17 protein-coding genes and 1 tRNA gene are annotated in these 21,374 nt (G+C 62.2%); 10 read left to right on the forward strand and 8 right to left on the reverse strand.

Features of this window, described 5'->3' with window-relative positions; translation table 11 throughout:
- Window positions 1–5: 5 nt before the first annotated feature.
- Window positions 6–2,438 (reverse strand): heavy metal translocating P-type ATPase, encoded by a 2,433-nt coding sequence (locus DSC91_RS26255; RefSeq protein WP_229758141.1) that lies wholly within the window; start codon window positions 2,436–2,438, stop codon window positions 6–8.
- Between the two features lie 80 nt (window positions 2,439–2,518).
- Here DSC91_RS26255 and cadR point away from each other — a divergent pair, with 80 nt between their 5' ends.
- The 5 genes from cadR (at window position 2,519) to DSC91_RS26285 (ending at window position 7,215) form a co-directional block, all read left to right on the forward strand.
- Window positions 2,519–2,950 carry a Cd(II)/Pb(II)-responsive transcriptional regulator gene (gene cadR, locus DSC91_RS26265; RefSeq protein ID WP_115781533.1) on the forward strand — a complete coding sequence of 144 codons (432 nt, stop codon included), beginning with the start codon at window positions 2,519–2,521 and terminating at the stop codon, window positions 2,948–2,950.
- A 111-nt stretch (window positions 2,951–3,061) separates the two neighbouring features.
- On the forward strand, window positions 3,062–3,262 hold the full coding sequence (locus DSC91_RS26270) for a hypothetical protein (RefSeq protein ID WP_028197690.1): 201 nt from the start codon (window positions 3,062–3,064) through the stop codon (window positions 3,260–3,262).
- A 52-nt stretch (window positions 3,263–3,314) separates the two neighbouring features.
- Entirely contained in the window at window positions 3,315–4,718 is a 1,404-nt protein-coding gene (dbpA, locus tag DSC91_RS26275; RefSeq protein WP_115781534.1) for an ATP-dependent RNA helicase DbpA, read from the forward strand.
- Window positions 4,719–5,073: 355 nt separating this feature from the next.
- Window positions 5,074–6,228 (forward strand): pyridoxal phosphate-dependent aminotransferase, encoded by a 1,155-nt coding sequence (locus DSC91_RS26280; protein ID WP_115781535.1) that lies wholly within the window; start codon window positions 5,074–5,076, stop codon window positions 6,226–6,228.
- Window positions 6,229–6,420: 192 nt separating this feature from the next.
- On the forward strand, window positions 6,421–7,215 hold the full coding sequence (locus tag DSC91_RS26285; RefSeq protein WP_115781536.1) for an ABC transporter substrate-binding protein: 795 nt from the start codon (window positions 6,421–6,423) through the stop codon (window positions 7,213–7,215).
- Here the strand turns inward: DSC91_RS26285 and DSC91_RS26290 are convergent.
- Both DSC91_RS26290 and DSC91_RS26295 read right to left on the reverse strand, forming a co-directional pair.
- Window positions 7,202–8,584 carry an FAD-dependent oxidoreductase gene (locus DSC91_RS26290; RefSeq protein ID WP_115781537.1) on the reverse strand — a complete coding sequence of 461 codons (1,383 nt, stop codon included), beginning with the start codon at window positions 8,582–8,584 and terminating at the stop codon, window positions 7,202–7,204. The two genes, DSC91_RS26285 and DSC91_RS26290, sit on opposite strands and share 14 nt — an antisense overlap.
- Window positions 8,581–9,240 carry a PadR family transcriptional regulator gene (locus DSC91_RS26295; protein WP_115781538.1) on the reverse strand — a complete coding sequence of 220 codons (660 nt, stop codon included), beginning with the start codon at window positions 9,238–9,240 and terminating at the stop codon, window positions 8,581–8,583. The genes DSC91_RS26290 and DSC91_RS26295 overlap by 4 nt, the downstream gene beginning before the upstream one ends.
- 212 nt (window positions 9,241–9,452) lie before the next feature.
- On the opposite strand from DSC91_RS26295, the gene DSC91_RS26300 reads away from it, so the two are divergent.
- Window positions 9,453–10,298: an AraC family transcriptional regulator gene (locus DSC91_RS26300; protein WP_115783518.1), complete on the forward strand. Its 846-nt coding sequence runs from the start codon at window positions 9,453–9,455 to the stop codon at window positions 10,296–10,298.
- A 113-nt stretch (window positions 10,299–10,411) separates the two neighbouring features.
- Here DSC91_RS26300 and DSC91_RS26305 read toward each other — a convergent pair whose 3' ends face one another.
- The 3 genes from DSC91_RS26305 to DSC91_RS26315 form a co-directional block, all read right to left on the reverse strand.
- Window positions 10,412–10,999 carry a LysE family translocator gene (locus tag DSC91_RS26305; RefSeq protein WP_115781539.1) on the reverse strand — a complete coding sequence of 196 codons (588 nt, stop codon included), beginning with the start codon at window positions 10,997–10,999 and terminating at the stop codon, window positions 10,412–10,414.
- Between the two features lie 86 nt (window positions 11,000–11,085).
- A complete protein-coding gene (locus DSC91_RS26310) occupies window positions 11,086–11,940 on the reverse strand; it encodes a UPF0149 family protein (protein WP_229758140.1) in 855 nt (284 codons plus the stop codon).
- A gap of 24 nt (window positions 11,941–11,964) precedes the next feature.
- Window positions 11,965–12,040, reverse strand: a tRNA-Lys gene (locus tag DSC91_RS26315).
- 203 nt (window positions 12,041–12,243) lie between these two features.
- Here DSC91_RS26315 and DSC91_RS26320 point away from each other — a divergent pair.
- Together DSC91_RS26320 and DSC91_RS26325 are read left to right on the forward strand one after the other, a co-directional pair.
- Entirely contained in the window at window positions 12,244–12,648 is a 405-nt protein-coding gene (locus DSC91_RS26320; RefSeq protein ID WP_115781541.1) for a PaaI family thioesterase, read from the forward strand.
- Window positions 12,649–12,691: 43 nt separating this feature from the next.
- Window positions 12,692–13,567: a patatin-like phospholipase family protein gene (locus DSC91_RS26325; RefSeq protein WP_115781542.1), complete on the forward strand. Its 876-nt coding sequence runs from the start codon at window positions 12,692–12,694 to the stop codon at window positions 13,565–13,567.
- Between the two features lie 147 nt (window positions 13,568–13,714).
- Here DSC91_RS26325 and DSC91_RS26330 read toward each other — a convergent pair whose 3' ends face one another.
- The gene (locus tag DSC91_RS26330) at window positions 13,715–14,728 is read right to left on the reverse strand and encodes a D-2-hydroxyacid dehydrogenase family protein (RefSeq protein ID WP_115783519.1); all 1,014 of its coding nucleotides are present in this window, start codon (window positions 14,726–14,728) and stop codon (window positions 13,715–13,717) included.
- A gap of 376 nt (window positions 14,729–15,104) precedes the next feature.
- Between DSC91_RS26330 and DSC91_RS26335 the strand changes: the two genes are divergently transcribed.
- Together DSC91_RS26335 and DSC91_RS26340 are read left to right on the forward strand one after the other, a co-directional pair.
- On the forward strand, window positions 15,105–16,973 hold the full coding sequence (locus DSC91_RS26335; RefSeq protein ID WP_115781543.1) for a phosphoenolpyruvate carboxykinase (GTP): 1,869 nt from the start codon (window positions 15,105–15,107) through the stop codon (window positions 16,971–16,973).
- Window positions 16,974–17,315: 342 nt separating this feature from the next.
- Window positions 17,316–18,416 carry a LysR family transcriptional regulator gene (locus DSC91_RS26340; protein WP_115781544.1) on the forward strand — a complete coding sequence of 367 codons (1,101 nt, stop codon included), beginning with the start codon at window positions 17,316–17,318 and terminating at the stop codon, window positions 18,414–18,416.
- Between the two features lie 153 nt (window positions 18,417–18,569).
- Here DSC91_RS26340 and DSC91_RS26345 read toward each other — a convergent pair whose 3' ends face one another.
- A complete protein-coding gene (locus DSC91_RS26345) occupies window positions 18,570–21,245 on the reverse strand; it encodes a DNA topoisomerase III (RefSeq protein ID WP_115781545.1) in 2,676 nt (891 codons plus the stop codon).
- Between the last annotated feature and the right edge of the window lie 129 nt (window positions 21,246–21,374).

The raw sequence follows: 21,374 nt of genomic DNA on the forward strand, positions 1-21,374 counted from the left end.
GTGCGCTACTTGCGCAACAGCCGCAAGCCATTTGCCACCACCAGCAGGCTCGCGCCTACGTCGGCGAATACGGCCATCCACATCGTGCCCAGACCCATCACCGTCAGCACGAGGAAGACGCTCTTGATGCCCAGCGCCAGCGTGATGTTTTGCACCAGCACCGAATACGTCGCCTTCGACAGACGGATGAACTGCGGGATCTTGCGCAGATCGTCGTCCATCAACGCGACGTCGGCGGTTTCGATCGCGGTGTCGGTGCCCATCGCGCCCATCGCAAAGCCGATGTCGGCGCGTGCCAGGGCGGGAGCATCGTTGATGCCGTCGCCGACCATGCCCACCGTCGCGCCTTCCTGCGACCACTGCGCTACCGCGTTCAGCTTATCTTCGGGCAACTGATTGCCGCGCGCTTCGTCGATACCGACTTGCTGCGCGATCGCGGCAGCGGTGTGCGGGTTGTCGCCGGTGAGCATGGCGGTACGCACGCCGAGGCGATGCAACCCGGCGATGGCGGTGCGGCTCGTGTCCTTCACCGTATCGGCGACGGCGAACAACGCGAGCACACGCTCGGCATCCACCAGCATCACGACGGTTTTGCCTTGTTCCTCGAGCGCATCCAGCCGCGCCTCGAGCGACGCCGAACAGCGTCCAAGTTCTTCGACCAGCCGATGATTGCCAAGCCAATACGGCAAGCCGTCGATGTCGCCGCGCACGCCGCGTCCCGCCAATGCCTCGAACGCCTCGACCGTGGCGCCGGCGCCAACGATGCCGTCGCTTTTCGCCGCTGCCGCGATCGCCATCGACACCGGATGATCCGAGCGGCCCGCAAGGCTCGCCGCGAGTGTCCTGCAACGAACGACGTCAAGGTCGCCCAGCATCTCGAACTCGGTTTGCACCGGCTTGCCGTGCGTGATCGTGCCGGTTTTGTCGAGCGCGAGCCAGCTCAGCTTGCGGCCCTGTTCGAGATAGGCGCCGCCCTTGATCAGGATGCCCTTGCGCGCGGCAGCGGCGAGGCCGCTGACGATCGTCACCGGCGTCGAGATCACCAGTGCGCACGGACAGGCGATCACCAGCATCACTAGCGCCTTGTAGATCCATTCATGCCACTGTCCGCCGAACAGCAGCGGCGGCAGCACCGCCACGGCGAGTGCGGCAGCGAACACGATTGGCGTATAGACGCGCGCGAACTGATCGACGAAACGCTGCGTCGGCGCTTTGGTGCCCTGCGCTTCCTCGACTGCGTGAATGATGCGCGCGAGCGTCGTATTGCTGGCCGCGGCCGTGACGCGATAGTCGAACGATCCGGCCTGGTTGATCGTGCCGGCGAACACGGCGTCGCCCACGGTTTTGTCGACCGGCAGGCTTTCGCCGGTGATCGGCGCCTGATCGACGCTCGAGCGGCCCGCGATGATGTTGCCATCGAGCGCAATCCGCTCGCCTGGCTTCACGCGCACCACCGCGCCGAGCGCGATTGCCTTGAGGTCCATGGATCGCCAGCTGCCGTCGGCCTGCTCAACGCTGGCTTGCTCGGGCGTCAGTTGCATCAGACCCTGGATGGCGTTGCGGGCGCGGTCGAGCGACTTCGCTTCGATCAGTTCGGCGATTGTGAAGAGCACCATCACCATTGCGGCTTCCGGCCACTGCTGCAGGACCAGCGCGCCGGTTACCGCAATGCTCATCAGCGCGTTGATGTTGAGGTTGCCGTTGCGGATCGCGAGCCAGCCCTTCTTGTACGTCGTGAGGCCGCACGAAGCGATCGCGAGGAGCGCCAGACCCGCTGCCAGCCAGACGGGAGCGCCAAGCCAGCCGGCGGCCTCTGAGCCCACCGCGGCGATGCCTGCAAGCGCAAGCGGCCACCACGGCTTGGCCGGCGCGCGAGGGGCGGCGGCTGCCGTGTCCGGGTTCGCGTCTGCCAGTTCAGGCGTGAAGTCGAGCGAACGGAGCGCGGCGAGGATCGAATCGAGCGCGTCCGGCGCGTGCACGACGGTCAACACGCGCTGCATCAGGTTGAAGTCCATGCTGCGCACGTACGTCATGCGGCTGAATTTCTTGCGGATCAGCGCTTCTTCGGTCGGGCAGTCCATCTGCATGATGCGGATCGCGGTGCGCACGTCGCTGCCGACAACTTCCGATTGCGGGAGCTTGACCGGCACGGCTGCCGCGTGCGCCGTTCCGCAACAGCCTGCCTCGGCGTGGCCGTGGGCATGATCCGGCTCGTGAGCGTCCGATTTGGCGCCATGACTGCAACTTCCATCGTGCCCATGAGCATGTTCTTGGGACGACTCATGCGCCCCCGTTTTGGGGCTGTGAGCGCCGCTTTCACCATGCCCGTGGCTGCTGGCGCTTTCTTCGGCATGGTCGTGCACATGCCCTTCATGCCCGTGGGCACAGGCTTTGGCCTGTTCCGGGCGGTCCGCTTCGGCGAGGTTGGCGTGAGGCATGGGTGGCTTCCTGGTTCGATTTGTGGTCTAGTAAACACCTTGAAGCCACTACAAGGTCAAGGCCGCAATCCGGAGGGACCATGAAAATTGGCGAACTGGCGAAAATCGCCCATTGCACGACCGAAACCATCCGCTTCTACGAAAAAGAGGGTCTGCTGCCCGAAGCGGAGCGCACCGAGGCCAATTACCGCAGCTATTCGGCCAGACACGTCGAACGGCTGCGCTTCATCCGCAATTGCCGCGCACTCGACATGACCCACGACGAAATCCGTGCGTTGCTGCGTCTGACGGACGCGCCGGCGGACGGCTGCGGCGGCATCAATGCCCTGATCGACGAGCACATTGCGCACGTCGACACGCGTATCGACGAATTGAAGCAACTGAAAGTGCAACTGACCACGCTGCGCGAGCAATGCCACGGCGAACAGGCCGTTGAAGACTGCGGCATCGTCCAGGGCCTCACTGAAATGGACGTGAGCGCAACGCGTGCGCGGCATACGCATCTGGGCTGACGCGCTCCGCCCGCACTGCCGGCGGAGCCGACCACGGCAGTGACCGCGTTCCCGGCTGGGCCACTTATCCGGCTCACCCAATAAACAATCGAATCCAGTTGGAGAATCAACGTGTTTACCTGTAGAAACCAGCCCTGCGGCGAGCAGTGGGAGATGTCGGACGTCGTCATCAAGAATGAAGGGCAGGGGCTCCTGTTCCGTTGCCCGATGTGCGGCGCGCGCAATTACGTCGAACGTTTCGACGGGGAAGATGGCTCGGTGCTGTACGAGCAGATCGAAGGCCGTCCCGCCACCGGCCCCATGGCCGAATAGTCCCTGCCTTCAGTCTCTTCCGCCTCTTCAGTCGATAGCGAGCCCTCATCCTATGAACAGTCCCACTCAAGCCGGCGCGCCGTTTAGCCAGCTACCGCTACCGCCCGCCACGCTCGCCAACCTGACGCAGCTCGGCTACCTCGAGATGACGCCGATTCAGGCCGCGAGCCTGCCGATCGCGCTGGAAGGCAACGATCTGATCGCCCAGGCGAAAACCGGCAGCGGCAAGACCGCGGCGTTTTCGCTGGCGTTGCTCAATCGCCTCGACGTGCGCAACTTCGCCGTGCAGGCGATGGTGCTGTGCCCGACACGCGAACTCGCCGATCAGGTCACGCAGGAAATCCGCCGTCTGGCGCGCGCCGAAGAAAACATCAAGGTGCTGACGCTGTGCGGCGGCACACCGATGCGTCCACAGACCGCCAGCCTCGAACACGGTGCGCATATCGTGGTCGGTACGCCGGGCCGGATCATGGATCACCTCGAGCGCGGCAGCCTGCCCTTGCAGTCGCTCAACACACTGGTGCTCGACGAAGCCGACCGCATGCTCGACATGGGTTTCTTCGACGACATCGCGACCGTCGTGAAGCAATGCCCGAAAGAGCGGCAAACGCTGCTGTTTTCCGCGACATACCCCGAAGGCATCGCCAAACTCAGCCAGCAATTCCTGCGTAATCCGAAGGAAGTGAAGCTCGCCGAGCGGCACGACAACACCAAGATTCGTCAGCGTTTCTATGAAGTGACCGAAGACCAGCGTCTGCATGCTGTCGGTCTGCTGCTGAACCACTATCGTCCGGTGAGTACGCTGGCGTTCTGCAACACCAAGCAGCAATGCCGCGATCTGCTCGACGTGCTGCGCGCGCAGGGTTTTCATGCGCTCGCGCTGCATGGCGAACTCGATCAGCGTGAACGCGATCAGGTGCTGATCCAGTTCGCGAACCGCAGCTGCTCGGTGCTGGTTGCGACGGACGTCGCCTCACGCGGTCTCGACATCGCGGAGCTCGAAGCGGTGATCAACGTCGACGTCACGCCGGACCCGGAAGTACACGTGCACCGCATCGGCCGCACGGGTCGCGCCGATCAGGACGGCTGGGCGCTGAGTCTCGCCAGCATGAATGAAATGGGCCGCGTGGGCAGTCTCGAACAGGCGCAAAAGCGTGAGGTCGAGTGGCACAAGCTGGCCGATCTCAAGCCGGCGAGCAACGAGCGCTTGCTGCCGCCGATGGAAACGCTGCAGATTCTTGGCGGCCGCAAGGAAAAGATCCGTCCGGGCGACGTGCTTGGCGCGCTGACCGGCGAAGCGGGTTTCGCCGGTTCGCAGATCGGCAAGATCAACGTGACCGAAATGTCGACCTATGTGGCCGTGGAGCGCAGCATCGCACGCGACGCGCTGCGCAAGCTCAGCGCCGGCAAGGTGAAAGGCAAGAAGGTGAAAGTCCGCATGATGGACGACGCCTGATCGCCCGCCAGTTTGCTTTTGACGGCTGCGACCGCCTGGTCGCAGCCGGGTTGACCCGCGTCACTGCGGTGCATTGCCACGCCGCATGACCGCCGAGTATCACATTACGTCATACCTCGGCTGTTCTCCGCGCTCCCCTCTCGGCCGCCATTTCTCACACCAAACCCCCGATTTCATTGCCTTGGCCCGCTCCGGCACGGCCTTGCACGGGCCATGACGTAAACGCATGCCGCGCATGACAAAGTTTCGATTGTGACCGTTCTTTGGCTGATGCCTAATCATCGAACCGGATGGGATCGCCACGCAGTGGGCTGTCCGCGAATCCGCTGCCGGATGGAGAAAGGGAGAAAGCCTTATGCAGAGCGCCATGCAAGCCCGCTCGAAACTGCCTGACGTAGGCACGACGATTTTTACCGTGATCGGCCAACTGGCCGCGCAACACGATGCGCTGAACCTGTCACAAGGTGCGCCGAATTTCGCGCCCGACGCGAAACTGGTCGACGGCGTCGCGCAAGCCATGCGCGCCGGTCATAACCAGTACGCGCCGATGGCCGGCATCGCGGCCCTGCGCGAAGCGCTCGCCGACAAGGTCGAGACGCTGTACGGCGTGCGCTACGACCCGTCGAGCGAAGTCACGGTGATCGCCAGCGCCAGCGAAGGGCTGTATTCGACGATCAGCGCGCTGGTGCATCCAGGTGACGAAGTGATTTACTTCGAGCCTTCATTCGACAGCTACGGCCCGATCGTTCGTCTGCAAGGCGCGACGCCGATCGCGATCAAGTTGTCGCTCACCGATTTCCGCGTGGACTGGGACGAGGTCGCCGCCGCGATCACGCCAAAGACGCGCATGATCATCATCAACACGCCGCACAACCCCACCGCGACCGTGTTCAGCGAGGCCGACATTGCGCGTTTGAAGGCCGTGACGCGCAACACGGACATCGTGATTCTCTCCGACGAAGTCTACGAACACGTGGTGTTCGACGGCGCCAAACATCAAAGCATGGCCTGCGATTCTGAACTCGCTGAACGCGGCGTGATCGTGTCGTCGTTCGGCAAGTCGTATCACGTGACCGGTTGGCGCGTCGGCTATTGCCTCGCTCCCGCCGCGCTGATGGACGAGATTCGCAAAGTCCATCAGTTCATGGTGTTTTCAGCCGATACACCGATGCAGTACGCGTTTGTCGATGCGCTGGCCAATCGCGAGAGCTATCTCGGCCTGTCCGCGTTCTATCAGAAGAAACGCGATCTGCTCGCCCATGCGCTGCGCGAGTCGCGCTTCGAGTTGTTGCCGAGCGAAGGCAGCTTCTTCATGCTCGCGCGTTTCCGGGGATTCTCCGAGGAAAGCGATAGCGATTTCGTGCTGCGCCTGATTCGCGACGCGCGAGTCGCGACGATTCCGCTTTCGGCGTTTTACACCGACGGCACGGATTCCGGCTTGATCCGCCTGAGCTTCTCGAAGGACGACGCGACCTTGATCGAAGGCGCGCGGCGTTTGTGCGAAATCTGATTTGCCGGTTGTGTGAGGTTGTCGTGGCAATCGCATGAAGACCTGATCGGATCGCGGAAGGACGCGATCCGATCAACGGCGCGTGAGCCGACGGCATTTTTGACGGCAGTATGATCGACGCGCGGTCACGTCGTTACGCATGGGCGCGCTGCATGCTGCGTTACAACAATATCGAAGGAAAAGGGACCCATTATGAAATTGCTCAAGCCTCTATTGGCGCTGGCCTGCGCATTCGCATCGATTGCGGCATCGTCGGCCGCGATCGCCGCCGACACCTCGACGCTGCGTTTCGGACTCGAGGCGCAGTATCCGCCGTTCGAATCGAAAGGGCCGAACGGTGAATTGCAAGGTCTCGACATCGACGTCGGCAATGCCGTGTGCGCCGCTGCGCATATGACGTGCAAATGGGTCGAAACCTCGTTCGACGGCTTGATTCCAGCACTGCAAGGCCGCAAGTTCGACGCGATCAATTCGGCGATGAACGCTACCGAGCAGCGCCGTCAGGCGATCGATTTCACGACCGTCGTGTATCGCGTGCCGACGCAACTGATCGCGAAGCGCGACAGCGGGTTGCTGCCGACGCCGGCATCGTTGAAGGGCAAACGCGTCGGCGTGTTGCAGGCATCGATTCAGGAAAACTTCGCGAAGACGCATTGGGAACCGGCGGGCGTCACCGTCGTGCCGTATCAGGATCAGAACCAGGTGTATACGGATCTCGTGGCGGGCCGGCTCGATGCGACGCTCGTGCTTGCGCCGGCCGGCCAGACGGGCTTTCTGTCGAAGCCTAACGGCAAGGACTACGCGTTCGTCGGAGAGTCGGTCCGCGATGACAGGATCCTCGGCAGCGGCATCGCCTACGGAATTCGCAAGGGCGACACGGCGCTGCGTGACCAGTTGAACGCGGCGATCGCGAAGGTCCAGGCCGACGGCACGGTGAAGACGCTGGCAGCGAAGTACCTCGGCAATATCGACGTCACGGCGAAGTAACTGGCTGACCGTGCGCGGCGGGTGCCGCGTTACGATCGGCGCCGCGAAATTCGTTTTCGGCGTCGATCATGCGGCGCTTGAGCATCGGCACGTTGTTCACCACGCGTAAGCTGGTGCGCATGGCACTCAATGCCATTCGCCCGACCACCGGCCGATGCAGCGCGCCGCGCGCATCGAACTGCTTGCGCGATTCCGCGACCGCATGAAAGCCGTAGCGGCGCATTTCTTCCTCATAACCGGCGACGGCGTTGCGGCCCGACAGCTTGCCTTGTTGTGCATCGGCGAGACGCGCGGTGAGCAGCGCGGCATCGCGCAGCGCGGTGTTCGCGCCGACGCCGCGACCCGGCGTCATCAGATGCACCGCGTCGCCCAGGACCGTGACGTTGGTGGTCGGCCATGCGTCGACGGGAACCGACGTGCGCACATCGACGCTGAAGGTGGTGGAGGGATCCGATGCGCGAATCAGCGCGCGCAGATTGGGATGCCAGCCATCGGTCATCTGCGTCGCGAGCGCGAGTAACGCGGCCGGTGCGAGCGGTTTGGGATCGGCCGGCAAGTTGTGCAGTGCGCCCCAGACACACCACATCAGATAGTCGCGCGTGTTGTCGTAGAGCAATCCGGGCCAGCCCGAGAGCAACGCGGCGTCGTTGCTGCCGATACCTTCCTTCATTCCGCCGCCGTCCGCGCGCCACGGAAATTCCATCACGTGGATGATGCCGCCATAGCCCTTTGGTGCGTTGATCAGCGTAATGCCGTCGAGCACCTTGGGCGGCAGCAGCGCGCGTGACGTTTCGTCCATCGGCACCTTCGCGCCGATGCTGACGATGCCGGTGTTTTCAAGCTTCGCGTGTGGCAGGAGTTGGCGGCGCACCTTCGAACGCGCGCCGTCCGCACCGACCAGCAGATCGGCGCTCACGTGCGTGCCATCCGCGAAATGCGCGGTGACGCTGCCGTCGCTGTTCTGCTCGTACGACGTGAAAGTCTTGTCGAAGTGCACTTGCGCTTCGAGACCTGTCAGCAGGACTTGCCTGAGCGTCATCCGGCTGACGGATTTGCCGCCGCTCATCGATTCGTCTTCGAGCGGCACCGTGAGCAATTCGGTCATGCGCTCGGTCAGGATGTTGAAGTGGCCGGGTGTGCGCGCGCAGGTCGCGAGAAAGGTCGCATAGAGTTCGGGCGGAAGGCACGCTTCCAGCGACGCGAGTCCGTGCGGATTGATGCCGACGCGATAGCCCTGCAAGCCGTCCGCACGTGTGCGGTCGCGCTCGTAGACATTCACGTTGATGCCGGCGCGCTTCAACCCGTGCGCAAGACAGAGGCCACCGGTGCCGGCTCCGATCACGATCACATCCATGGGTTCACGGCTCATGACTTCGCCTCCTTCTTTGCGGCAGGTTGGGCCAGCCTGTACTTGTATTCGCCGGCCGGCAGCGTGAAACGTTGAGCAATCTCGTCCATCCATTCCTGGCTCCAGGTCAGCGTGCCTGCCTTCAGGTCGGCCACCACGCTGCGCACCCAGTCCAGCTCGACAACCAGTTGAGCGCGCATCAGTTCGCCTTCGAGCAGAAACAGCCGCGGCACCTCCATCTGCCTGGCTTGTGCGGTGACTTCATCGAGGCGGACCAATTCCCGTTCGAGCGCGCCGATGCGGGTGCCAAGCTGGCGACCCACGTCTTCAGGCGAGAGCAGCGGCAGGTGCGAGAGCGCGGCCGGAAAGGCAGGGAAATCCCGTGCGGGTTGCGCAAGCTGCTCACGCAACCATAGGCGGGCGGTGTCGCGGCCCGCTTCGGTGATTTCATAGACCGTGCGTTCGGGGAACGCGCCGTCGCGTTCCGTCTCGCGGACAGCGATCAGGTCGCCGCGCAATAGGCGGTCGATGGTTTGGTACAGGCTGTTGCGCTGACCGACGTTGATGACCTCGTCCTTGCCGCGTGCCTTGATGAGCTGCTGCATCCGGTACGGATGCAGCGGCGCTTCGGTCAGCATGGCGAGAACGGCGAGGGCGAGCGGAGAGTGGCGGACCATAAGCAAGGTGGTGGCAGGCTAGTCTTTGTTTATCTAGTCATAATATAACTATGTGTTTCGGGATTGGCAAGCGCGGAATGCCGGGCTTTCTCGAGGGTGCGATGCTAGCGGCTCTGGCCCGTGGCGGATTGCACCGCTACGATGTGATTCGCGCCGACGTGCACAGGCGACGAAGTGGTGATGGAATAAAGCGCATGACCGAGGAGCACGCGATGAGCGGGACGAATGACTGGAGTGATTCAGCGATGATGGCGGCGGCGCCGAAGTTCTGGCGCGACGATGCGTTGCCGTTCATCGAGGCGCGCGCCATCGAAGACGGCCGTGAAGTCTGCTATGCGAAACACTCGCACGAGACGTTCTCGATCGGGGCCGTCACTGGCGGGCGTAGCGTGTACGCGAATCGTCGCGCGAATGAATGGATCGGCGCCGGGGCGGTCGTGATGATGAATCCGGACGACGTGCACGCGTGCAATCCGGTTGCCGACGAGCGCTGGTCATATCGGATGCTGCATGTGGATGTCGATTGGCTCACGGGTTTGCAACACGACCTGGGTTTCGGCGACAACCACGCGTTTCGCGCTTTCTCGCAGACCATGACGATGGACCCGGCGTTGTTCGACGGTTTGAACCGCCTGTACGCGATCCTCGTCGACGACGATAGCGAGCCCATGCGCAAGGAAAGCGCTGCGCTTACGTTCTTCTCGGCGGTGCAGCAGACGTTGAATCCGGCACCCTTGCCGGATCACGATGCGCACGGCCAACTCGCACGCGCCGCGGAATTCATCGCCGAAAACTGCACCCGTCCGCTGAAGCTGGAGGATGTTTGCGAGGCGGCTGAGCTTTCCGCCTCGCACTTGATCCGCGCGTTCAAACAGCGCTATGGCATGACGCCGCACGCGTATCTGATCAATCGACGCATCCAGTACAGCCGCGCGCAACTCCGGCGCGGCTATCCGATTGCGGATGTTGCGCTCGATGCCGGCTTTGCCGACCAGGCGCATTTGCAGCGGACCTTCAAGCGGCTGGTTGCGGCGACGCCGGGGCAATATCGGCGTTGACGCGGTGTTGCTGGGCGGACGTAGTTGCGCTGGACCGTCGAGCGACTTGTGGCGGCGGGGCAACGGCGCAACTGAAGTAGCGGTTGCGCCCACCAGTGCGTCCGGTTGCGGCGTCACGCTATCAGCAGATACAACGCGCTTGCCGCGAGCAAAGCTGCCATCACACGATTGAACAATCTCACACGCTTCGGCTCCTGCAAATATCGGCGCAGGAACGTACCGGCATACGCCCAGCTGGCAATCGACAGATAGCAAACCACGAAGTACACGACGGTGAATTGCCAGACGAGACGGCCATCGCCATCGGCCGCATAGGCGCCCATGCCGGCTAGTGAAGCGAGCCACGCCTTCGGATTGAGCCATTGCATCGCAGCGCCGTAAGCGAATGACGGTCCGCGGGTAGGTTTATCCGCACCGAGCTTGCCGTCATCGACGGCGAGTCTGCAGGCCATATAAAGCAGGAACCCGACGCCGGCCCATTTGACGATGTCGATCAGATTGGGGAAATGCGCGAGCAATTCATGCAGACCCAAACCGATGAGCAACAACAGCAGCGTGAACCCGACGGTCGCGCCGGTCACATGCCGCATGCTCGCGGCGAGTCCATGTTGCGCGCCGGCGCTGAGCGCGACGACATTGACTGGCCCGGGAGAAATCGACGAGGCCAACGCGAAGGCGGCCATGGAGAGTAAGACGGTCATCTGATGCCTCGATACGTGAGTGCGCAGGATTTGCGACGCTCAACGGTATCGGGCGGTAGGGCGGGGTGTATTGAAGGAAATTGCTTTCAGTGCAGCGAATCCGCGGCACCGCAGCACTTCTTGAATTTCTTGCCGCTGCCGCAAGGACAGGGATCGTTGCGGCCGACCTTGGGTTCGGTGCGCTGGATCGTGGCGGCTAGCGCCCGTTCGTAAACGGCTTGCCGGTAGGGAAGCCAGAAACGATAGATCGCGGCGACGCTGGCGGGGATCTCTTTGGTGAGGGTTTCACGCTCTTGCGGAGTGTCGACAAAATCTAGTACTTCCTCCGGGAGATCCAGTGCGCCCATCAGCCGAATCGGCTCCAGCCATTTCCGGCCCTGCTCGTTATCGATCAGCGCTTGCCAGTCCGGCTCAATGAGCATGAGACCTTGCATGAAGCCCATTGCCCATGCTTCGCCGTCAATGTATTCGCAGTCGTCGTCACCAACGCGGCTGATGCCGAAAACCGGTTCGAACCCATCGGGGTCGTTCTCCAGATCGGCAATGATGCCGTTCATGTGCCGCAAGATCAGCCCGAGAATGTGCTCCGCCTGAGCCGCTGTTTCGAATGCGGGCGTGTCTTCCTCGCTGGGGCCCCACACGCCCGGCAGCCAGTAACTGGGTGATACGGTAGTCGGCCCGATGGCCAACGCGGTCAGATACCCGTCGAGGCCCATGATCGTCAGCGTCTCATCCGACGTTGCGTCGGAAATCAGAAACTCGTCGAGTTCGTCGAACTCTTTTTCGGAGAGAGGCGTGCCTAAATCGGCGGGCTTGAGTTTTGATTTGGACATGGCGAGACTCCGGCGCTTCGAATCGTGGATCCCGACGACATGTCGGGGGATGCGGAATCGGCTTGTTCGTGCGGCACCTGTCCCGCAAAGCAAAAAGCCCAGTCGCAAGGACCGGGCTTTTCGTTGAATCTTTGGTGGGGCGTGAGTGACTCGAACACTCGACCTACGGATTAAGAGTCCGCTGCTCTACCAACTGAGCTAACGCCCCCAACAGAAGCGAGATTATGCCGAAACTTTCCGAGATTGCCAAGCCCCTTTAGCAGATTTCTTAAAAAAATCTGCAAGGGCGGCGACCTGGCATTCGCACCGTCTGGCGCAAGCACCGGGAAGGCGCGCGGCTCACCGTCCCGGTATCATGTCGCGGATACCTTGCCGCACGAAGCGTCGCGCGGCTTTCGACCGGGGGCCGCCATGGATGACAAAGAAATTATCGAGCTGCTCGACCGCATCCTCGCGCCCTGGGTCCGCGCGCTCACACTGACTCCGGTCAAGGTCGACGAAGAGGGGGCGACGTTGCGCCTGCCGTTTTCCGGCGGGCTGCGCCATTCGGGCGGCGTGATCTGCGGTCAGGTCTTTATGGCGGCGGCCGACACGGCAATGATCGTTGCGATTTCGGCCGCGCTCGGCGGCTTCAAGCCGATGAGCACGGTGTCGCTCAACATCAGTTTCATGCGCGCGGTCCGCAACGGCGACGTGCTGATCACCGCGCGCGTGCTGCGCATGGGTCGCAACCTCGTGTTCGGCGAGGTCGAGTTATTCGACGAAGCAGGCAACATGGCCGTCCACGCCACCACCACCTACGCGCTGCTCGACTGAAGCCTGAAACAGGCCGCAAGCCGCATTAGAGGAAAAAGCCAAGATGTTCGATCAGGTCGTATTCGCCGGCGGCGGCAATCGCTGCTGGTGGCAGGCGGGTTTCTGGGACGTAGTGCAGCCGGAGTTGCATATCCGTCCGCGCGTCATCGCTGGCATTTCGGCTGGCGCCGCCACCGCGTGCATGCTCTACACGCGCGATTCCGACTGGGTCATGCGCTATTACGAAGACGCGCTGCGCCACAACACCCGCAACGCTTACTGGGGCAATCTGTTGCGTGGCGAATCGGTGTTTCCGCATTACCGGATCTATCGGCAGGCGTTGCTCGACATCTACCGTGACAAGTTCGCGACGCTTGCCGACGCGCCCGAAATCCGCATTGGCGTGTCGCATTTGCCTCGCTGGCTTGGCGCGCGCAGCGCCGTTGCCGCGGGTCTGATCGCGTACAACATCGAGAAATACGTGCGAAAGACGCTGCATCCAACGCTCGGTCAGACGCTTGGCTTTCATCCGGAATTCGTGCGCGCGCAGGATTGCGCGACGGTCGAGGATCTTGCCGATCTGATCCTGCAATCGTCCAGTACGCCGCCGTTCACGCCGGTTTTGCGGCGCAATGGCCGGCCGGTGCTCGACGGCGGGATGGTCGACAACGTGCCGGTCGGCGCGCTCGACGCCGACGCACCCGGCAACGTGCTGGTGATGGTCACGCGGCTTTATCCGCGGCCGCAGATGTTCGTCGTGCCGCACGGCGTGCAGCAACGGCTCTATGTGCAGCCGTCGCGCAAGGTGCCGATTTCGAGCTGGGATTACACGAGCCCGTCGCAGATGGTGCACGCGTACAACCTCGGCCGCGCGGACGGCGAGGCCTTTCTCGAACGCATGCCCGATTTGCTGGAGGCCGGCGCGCACGAAGCGCGCTGAGGTGGGCGCGACTAACGGGGCGGCGCGGTTTTTCTGAACGCGTTGCCGGGCTCACAGGCCACGCGCCGACCAGATTGGCGCGCAGATTGAAGAAGCCGAAACAACAACTGCGAAGGATAGGCTCGCGTGGTTAGCTAACGCCTGAGACTACCGCCGACGCCCGCCCTGCAACGCCTCCGGATTCGCCATGCTGGCCGTATCGCCGGCGTCGAAAGCCAGAATGTTCTGGAAGGCCGCGGTGAAATACAACTCGTAGCTCTCACGCTCCACGTAGCCGATGTGCGGCGTGCAGATCACGTTCTCCATGCGCAGCAGGCTGTAGCCCTGCAGAATCGGCTCGCTTTCGTAGACATCGATCGCGACCATCCCCGGGCGGTTGCGCGACAACGCATTCACCAGGGCGTTTTCGTCGAGCAGTTCGGCCCGGCTCGTGTTCACGAGCAACGCGGTCGGCTTCATCCGCATCAGGTCTTCCTGCTTGACGATGCCGCGCGTGTCGTCATGCAGACGCAGGTGCAACGACAGCACATCGCTCTGCTCGAACAGCGCCTCGCGGCTCTCGGCCACGCCATAGCCGTCCGCGCGCGCCGCTTCGCGCGAATGCTCGCGGCCCCAGATCAGCACGTTCATGCCGAACGCCTTGCCGTATCCGGCAAGCAGTCGGCCGATCTTGCCGTAACCCCAAATCCCGAGCGTCTGACCGCGCAGCACCTGGCCCAAACCGAAGTTCGGCGGCAGCACCGACGTCTTCAAACCAGACTGCTGCCAGGCTCCTTGCTTAAGGTTTGCTACGTATTGCGGAATCCGTCGTTGAGCCGCCATGATGAGGGCCCACGTCAGTTCGGCCGGCGCGATCGGCGAGCCGCTGCCTTCCAGCACGGCAATGCCACGCTCGGTACAGGCTGCCAGATCGATATGGCTGGAGACTTTGCCGGTCTGGCTGATCATGCGCAAACGCGGCAATTTGTCGAGTAGTTGCGAGCTGATGCGGGTGCGTTCGCGAATCAGGACGAGCGCGTCGACTTCGGCAAGACGGCTTGCCAGTTGGCCGAGGCCGCGCACCGTGTTGTTGAAGACCTTGACCTCATGGTCGGCCAGCAGTTGAAAGCAGTCGAGCTTGCGGACGGCGTCCTGGTAATCGTCGAGGATGGCAATCTTCATGGTATGTGTCTTGCGGCGCACCATGGCGGTGCGGAACGGAGTGTTATGCTGACTGTCCCATCATGTGACTCAGGTCACATGATGGTCTGGCTGAATGCCTTACCGTAGAAGCTGCCGCGTAGAACGGCAGCGCCACGGCAAGGCCGATTGACATCGTTTTTAACAGTTTGTTGCGTGTTGAGGCAAGCCGCTTTACAGACGGTTGCAGAAGCCGTCTGCGGACACCTCCGCGCAACAGGCTGTGTAGCCCACGATGACCTGCACAAATTGCACGTCGGCTTGTAGGAATGTCGGCGTGATGAATTGAACGCCTCTCGTATGCAGCGTCGCTGGGCTTGTACCGTTTTTCTATTGCTTTCAAAACGGAGACAGGTCGATGAATCATCCCTCATTCGAAGGACAGCCCGTTAGCGAGGTGTCCGTAGGGGCGCCCGAGTGGGTCAAACACCGAAAACTGATCGACTGGGTCCAGCGCGTTGCCGCCATGACCAAGCCCGATCGAATCGTCTGGTGTGACGGTTCGCAGGAAGAATACGACCGCCTGTGTGCCCAGATGGTCGAAGCCGGCACCCTCAAGAAACTCAATCCCGCCAAACGTCCCAATTCCTATCTGGCATGGTCCGATCCGTCGGACGTGGCGCGTGTCGAAGATCGCACGTTTATCTGCTCGCAGCGCCGGGAAGACGCCGGACCAACCAACAACTGGCTCGAGCCGGCCGAGATGCGTTCGACGCTCGACGGCCTGTTCGACGGCGCCATGCGCGGACGCACCATGTACGTGGTGCCGTTCTCCATGGGCCCGCTCGGTTCGCCGATCGCGCATATCGGCGTCGAGTTGAGCGACAGCCCGTATGTCGCGACCAACATGCGCATCATGACGCGCATGGGTCGCAAGGTGTATGAGGTGCTGGGCGAAGACGGCCCGTTCGTGCCGTGCGTGCATTCGGTCGGCGCGCCGCTCGCAGCGGGCGCGAAAGACGTGCCGTGGCCGTGCAACGAGACCAAATACATCGTCCATTTCCCCGAAACGCGCGAAATCTGGAGCTACGGCTCGGGCTACGGCGGCAATGCGCTGCTGGGCAAGAAGTGCTTTGCGCTGCGTATTGCTTCCACGATGGGCCGCGACGAAGGCTGGCTCGCCGAGCACATGCTGGTTCTCGGCGTGACGTCGCCGCAAGGGCATAAGCATCACGTCGCGGCGGCGTTTCCGTCGGCTTGCGGCAAGACCAACTTCGCGATGCTGATTCCGCCGGAAGGGCTGAACGGCTGGAAAATCTCCACGATCGGCGACGATATTGCATGGATCAAGCCGGGTAAGGACGGCCGTCTATACGCGATCAACCCGGAGGCGGGCTACTTTGGCGTCGCGCCTGGCACGAGCGAAAAGACCAACTTCAACGCGATGGCCACGTTGAAGGAAAACGTCATCTTCACGAACGTCGCGCTGACCGACGACGGCGACGTCTGGTGGGAAGGCATGACCGATGTGCCGCCCGCGCACCTGATCGACTGGCAGGGCAAGGACTGGACGCCGGCGAGCGCGAAGGAGAGCGGGCGCAAGGCCGCGCACCCGAACGCCCGCTTCACGGCGCCGGCGTCGCAATGTCCGTCGATCGATGCCGACTGGGAAAACCCGGTGGGCGTGGCGATCGATGCGTTCATTTTCGGCGGCCGCCGTTCGACTACCGTGCCGCTCGTCACTGAAGCGCGCAACTGGGTCGAAGGCGTCTACATGGCCGCCACCATGGGCTCGGAAACCACCGCGGCGGCGGCGGGGCAGCAGGGCGTGGTGCGCCGCGACCCGTTCGCGATGCTGCCGTTCTGCGGCTACAACATGAGCGACTACTTCGGACACTGGCTGAAAACCGGCGAGCGTCTCGAAAAACTGAACGCGAAGCTGCCGAAGATCTTCTGCGTCAACTGGTTCCGCAAGGGCGCGGACGGCAAGTTCGTCTGGCCGGGTTTCGGCGAGAACATGCGCGTGTTGAGCTGGATGGTCGGGCGCATCGAAGGCAAGGCGCAGGGCGAAGAGCACGCATTCGGCGTGTCGCCGCGCTATGAAGACATCGACTGGAGTGGTCTGGATTTCAGCCGCGAGCAATTCCAACAGGTGATCTCCGTCGACGACGCGGCCTGGCGCGCCGAACTCGCGCTCCATGCCGAGCTGTTTGACACGTTGCAGCAAGGTTTGCCGTCGGCTCTGACCGAGGCAAAACGCGCGCTCGAAGGAAAACTCGCTGCCTGATCAGGTGAGTATTCACTTCGCACGGAAGCCGCCTTCGGGCGGCTTTTCTTTGCTGGTCCGACCCCGCATCGCGACTTTTCCTGATTTCACCAAGGCCGGATGACCTTTGCGTCTGTTCGAACAAAAAAGACAGTGCAAGCTGCAGCGCAGCAGATTGTTGCCTTTGTCGGAATAATCGAGGTTCGAGCCCCGCACTGGGGAACACAGTCGCACAAATATCGACAATATTTCGGCATTCCCGGGCAACTTCTGCACGATTTCGCGAGTCGTAGGAGAATTCCAAGTTCGCTTCACTGGTTTTCACTAATTGTCAGGAAGCTGTAACACGGCAGGAGTTGTCCTATGGATCATTTGCAGTCGATGCGAGTTTTCGTCAAAGTGGCGGATCTCGGCAGTTTTGCCCGCGCTGCGAGCGCGATGGATATTTCCAACGCAGTTGCCACCCGTCACGTTGCGGATCTCGAAGGCCGTCTTGGTACGCGGCTGCTCAATCGCACAACCCGCAGCTTGTCTCTGACCGAATCCGGCCAGGTTTATCTTGAGCGCGCGCGCCAGATTCTCGACGAACTTGAAGACGTCGAGCAGATGGTGGTCGCGCGCAATCACGAACCCGTCGGCACGTTGCGAATCGTCGCACCGGTCGTGTTCGGGTTGCATAACCTTGCGCCCGTGCTGCAGACGTACGCGGAGCGCTATCCGAAAGTCATTCCCGATGTCACGCTGGTCGACCGCCAGGTCGATCTGGTCGAAGAAGGTTTCGACGTGGGTGTCGTGGTCACGCGGCAAATGCGCAGCGCGAGCATTGTCACGCGGCGTTTGACCACCGGTTGCATGACGGTGTGCGCGACGCCCGCATACCTGGAAAAACACGGCACGCCCACGCGTCCCGAGCATCTGCTCGAGCACCCGTGCCTGAGCTTGCCGTCCGAGTATTGGGGCGACGAGCGGGTGTTCACGGGTTCTGAAGGCGAAGTGCGGGTGCGGCCGTCCAACGTCATCGTGGCGAACAACACCGAAATGCTGCGGCAGTTCGCGTTGCTCGGCATGGGCATCGCGATTCTGCCGAGCTATCTGATCGGCCGCGACATGACGCGCGGCAGGCTCGTGCGTTTGCTCGGCGATTTCCGTTTGCCGCAGGTCGAGATCAACATCGCGTATCCGAGCCGCCGCCACCTGCCGGCGAAGGTGCGTACGTTCATCGATCACCTGGTCGAGCATTTCAGCCAGACGCCGAACAGCCTGCTCGGCGAGCAGTGGATCAAGGACGGGCTAGGCCGGCCCGCCACGTCCGCAGCACTCGATTCCGCGGATCACATGCCGCCGGAAGCGTTCGATGGCGCTGAACCGCTGTCACGGCTACTGGACAGCGAGTTGTCGCCGCTGCCGAAGACGTTGGCAAAGACGACGAATCGTCCACGGCCCACTGCTCTTTCGCCGCTTTAAGCATTCGTGCGATAGCACCGGCGGCGCTGAGGCAAGCGCAGGTCGGTGCTCCAAAACAAAAGGCGCAGTCACTTCACGTGACTGCGCCTTTTTTCTGGGCGGGAATGAGGCGAGCCGGGATCTGGGTACCTCCCGGTTGCCTGCTCGATTTACTTACGAACCCGTCTTACGCGCGACCGCTTTCTTGGCCGGCGCCTTCTTGGCGGCAGCGGTCTTTGCAGCAGCAGTCTTCGTAGCGGGCGCTTTCTTCGCCGCGACCTTCTTGGCGGGCGCCGCCTTCACTGCGACCGGTGCGTCTTCGTCGTCCGACTCCGGCGCTGCCTTGGCTGCAGTCTTTGCTGCGGCCGTCTTCGCAGCCGTCTTGGCCGACGGCTCTTTCTTCTCAAATTCGAAGCCGATCTTGCCGTCGTTCTGCTTGACGAGGAACGCCTTGAAGTTGCGGCCGGTGCGCGACGACTTGAAGTTCGTCAGCAGGTCGGTGCGTCCTTCCTCGAGCAATTTCGCCATCTGCTCACGCGCAATTTCCTGCTGCAGAATCACCTTGCCCGAGCGGAAGTCGCAGGTCTTCGGATTGGCGACCGAGTTTTCGCAGACGTAGCTCATGCCGTGTTCGAACACGCGGCCCTTGCACTTCGGACACGCGCCCACCGCCTGTTGATCGGAGAAGTCAGGCGGTTCACCGTCTTCGCCGCCCGAATCCTGACCGAAGTCGAACTCGAGCTTGTAGTTCTTGATCTCGTCATCGAGCGAGAGTTTGAGGATCGCAGAGAACGGGCGGCCCATCTTGCTGCGGAAACCCGACAGCGGTCCGATCGTCTTGTTCTGCAACAACTCTTCAACTTCCGGGATTTCGAACTGACGACCGCCTGGAATCTTCGAGATCGAGAACTCGCACTTCGAGCACGCAAAGCGCCGGTAGTTTTCCTTCACCTGTCCGCCGCAATTCGGACACGGTGTTTGCAACGTCGCGTAATCGCCCGGGATCGTGTCCGAATCGTACTCTTTCGCGCGCTTGACGATGGTCTGTGTCATGCGGGCGATTTCCTGCATGAACGCGTCGCGCGGCAGGTTGCCGCGTTCCATCTGCGAGAGCTTGTATTCCCACTCGCCGGTCAATTCCGGCGCGGTCAGTTCCTTCACGCCGAGGCCGCGTAGCAGCGTCATCAGCTGGAATGCCTTGGCGGTCGGAATCAGATCGCGGCCTTCGCGGATCAGATACTTTTCGCCGAGCAACCCTTCGATGATGGCCGCGCGCGTGGCCGGCGTGCCGAGCCCCTTGGCCGCCATCGCTTCGCGCAACTCGTCGTCTTCGACCAGCTTGCCCGCGCCTTCCATGGCCGACAGCAAGGTCGCTTCGTTGTAGCGCGCGGGCGGCTTCGTCACCAGTTGCTGGGCGGCGATCTTGTCCGTCTTGACCTTCTCGTCCTTCTGCACCGGCACGAGGTTCGCGTCTTCGCCGCTGATTTCGCGGCCATAGACCTGCAACCAGCCCGGTTCGACCAGCACCTTGCCTTCAGTCTTGAAGTGATGGCCGACCACTTCCGTGATCCGCGTCGTCACCTTGTATTCGGCAGCCGGGAAGAACACCGACAGGAAGCGTTTTACGACGAGGTCGTAGAGCTTCTGTTCCGGTTCGGACAGATTCTTCGGCGCCTGCAGCGTGGGGATGATTGCGAAGTGGTCGCTGATCTTCGAGTTGTCGAAGATGCGCTTGTTCGGTTTCACCCAGCCCTTGTCGAGCACCTGCTTGGCAAACGGGAGATAGTTGTTGCTCTCCTTGAGCATGCCGAGCGTCTGCTTGACCGTCTCCATATAGTCTTCCGGCAGCGCGCGCGCGTCGGTCCGGGGATAGGTCAGCACCTTGTGCTTTTCGTACAGCGCCTGGGCGAGGCCCAGCGTGTTCTTTGCCGAGAAGCCGAAGCGTCCGTTGGCTTCACGCTGCAAGCTGGTCAGATCGAACAGCGCTGGCGATAGTTGCGTGGACGGCTTCGATTCTTCCGTCACCGTGCCGATCTGGCCACGGCAGGCAGCGACGATCGTCTCGGCCGCGGGCAGTGCCCACAGGCGCGAATCGCGCTTTTCAGGATCGAACTCGTCGCGCTTGAATTTCGGATCGAACCAGCGGCCTTCGTAGAAGCCGCCCGCGCAGACGAAATCCGCCTTCACTTCCCAATAATCGCGCGGCACGAAACGGCGAATCTTTTCTTCGCGCTCGACGACGATCGACAGCGTCGGCGTCTGCACTCGCCCGACCGTGGTCAGGAAGAAGCCGCCGCCCTTGCTGTTGAACGCGGTCATGGCGCGCGTGCCGTTGATGCCGACCAGCCAGTCGGCTTCCGAGCGGCAGCGCGCCGCATCGGCGAGCGGCTGCATTTCTTCGTCGCTGCGCAGGCGGGCAAAGCCGTCGCGGATCGAACCGGCTGTCATCGACTGAAGCCACAGGCGTTGAACCGGTTGCCTGGCTTTCGCGTGCTGCGCGATCAGGCGGAAAATCAGCTCACCCTCGCGCCCCGCGTCACATGCGTTGATCAGACGATCGACGTCTTTACGCTTGAGCAGCTTGGTCAGCACCTTCAGGCGCGACTCGCTCTTGGCGATCGGATTCAGATCGAAATGCGGCGGAATGACGGGCAGGTTGGCGAAACTCCACTTGCCGCGTTTGACTTCATAGTCTTCGGGCGCGGCGATTTCCAGCAAGTGGCCGACTGCCGAGGAAAGCACGTAGTCGTCGCTTTCGTAGTATTCGTCATGCTTGGTAAAACCGCCCAAAGCGCGCGCGATGTCGTTCGCGACGGAAGGCTTTTCGGCGATGATCAGTGCTTTGGACATGACTCGATGTGAGGTTGGTAGATCCGGGTTGATGGCCTTGAGTGCGCATGAATTAGCGCGACCCTCGTTTGCGACCTTTGCGACCCAATAACGACCGCTTTATAGCACACGGCGCGAACGCGGCGTGTC

Origin of the sequence: Paraburkholderia caffeinilytica, assembly GCF_003368325.1 — a bacterium.
Classification (GTDB): domain Bacteria; phylum Pseudomonadota; class Gammaproteobacteria; order Burkholderiales; family Burkholderiaceae; genus Paraburkholderia; species Paraburkholderia caffeinilytica.

Excerpts from the sequence above, each read along its gene's own strand:
- cadR (WP_115781533.1), top strand. The coding sequence starts at position 2,519 with ATGAAAATTGGCGAACTGGCGAAAATCGCCCATTGCACGACCGAAACC.
- DSC91_RS26325 (WP_115781542.1), top strand. The coding sequence starts at position 12,692 with ATGTTCGATCAGGTCGTATTCGCCGGCGGCGGCAATCGCTGCTGGTGG.
- DSC91_RS26320 (WP_115781541.1), top strand. The coding sequence starts at position 12,244 with ATGGATGACAAAGAAATTATCGAGCTGCTCGACCGCATCCTCGCGCCC.
- DSC91_RS26340 (WP_115781544.1), top strand. The coding sequence starts at position 17,316 with ATGGATCATTTGCAGTCGATGCGAGTTTTCGTCAAAGTGGCGGATCTC.
- DSC91_RS26295 (WP_115781538.1), bottom strand. The coding sequence starts at position 9,240 with ATGGTCCGCCACTCTCCGCTCGCCCTCGCCGTTCTCGCCATGCTGACC.
- DSC91_RS26330 (WP_115783519.1), bottom strand. The coding sequence starts at position 14,728 with ATGAAGATTGCCATCCTCGACGATTACCAGGACGCCGTCCGCAAGCTC.
- DSC91_RS26335 (WP_115781543.1), top strand. The coding sequence starts at position 15,105 with ATGAATCATCCCTCATTCGAAGGACAGCCCGTTAGCGAGGTGTCCGTA.
- DSC91_RS26280 (WP_115781535.1), top strand. The coding sequence starts at position 5,074 with ATGCAGAGCGCCATGCAAGCCCGCTCGAAACTGCCTGACGTAGGCACG.
- DSC91_RS26305 (WP_115781539.1), bottom strand. The coding sequence starts at position 10,999 with ATGACCGTCTTACTCTCCATGGCCGCCTTCGCGTTGGCCTCGTCGATT.
- DSC91_RS26345 (WP_115781545.1), bottom strand. The coding sequence starts at position 21,245 with ATGTCCAAAGCACTGATCATCGCCGAAAAGCCTTCCGTCGCGAACGAC.
- dbpA (WP_115781534.1), top strand. The coding sequence starts at position 3,315 with ATGAACAGTCCCACTCAAGCCGGCGCGCCGTTTAGCCAGCTACCGCTA.
- DSC91_RS26285 (WP_115781536.1), top strand. The coding sequence starts at position 6,421 with ATGAAATTGCTCAAGCCTCTATTGGCGCTGGCCTGCGCATTCGCATCG.
- DSC91_RS26300 (WP_115783518.1), top strand. The coding sequence starts at position 9,453 with ATGAGCGGGACGAATGACTGGAGTGATTCAGCGATGATGGCGGCGGCG.
- DSC91_RS26290 (WP_115781537.1), bottom strand. The coding sequence starts at position 8,584 with ATGAGCCGTGAACCCATGGATGTGATCGTGATCGGAGCCGGCACCGGT.
- DSC91_RS26255 (WP_229758141.1), bottom strand. The coding sequence starts at position 2,438 with ATGCCTCACGCCAACCTCGCCGAAGCGGACCGCCCGGAACAGGCCAAA.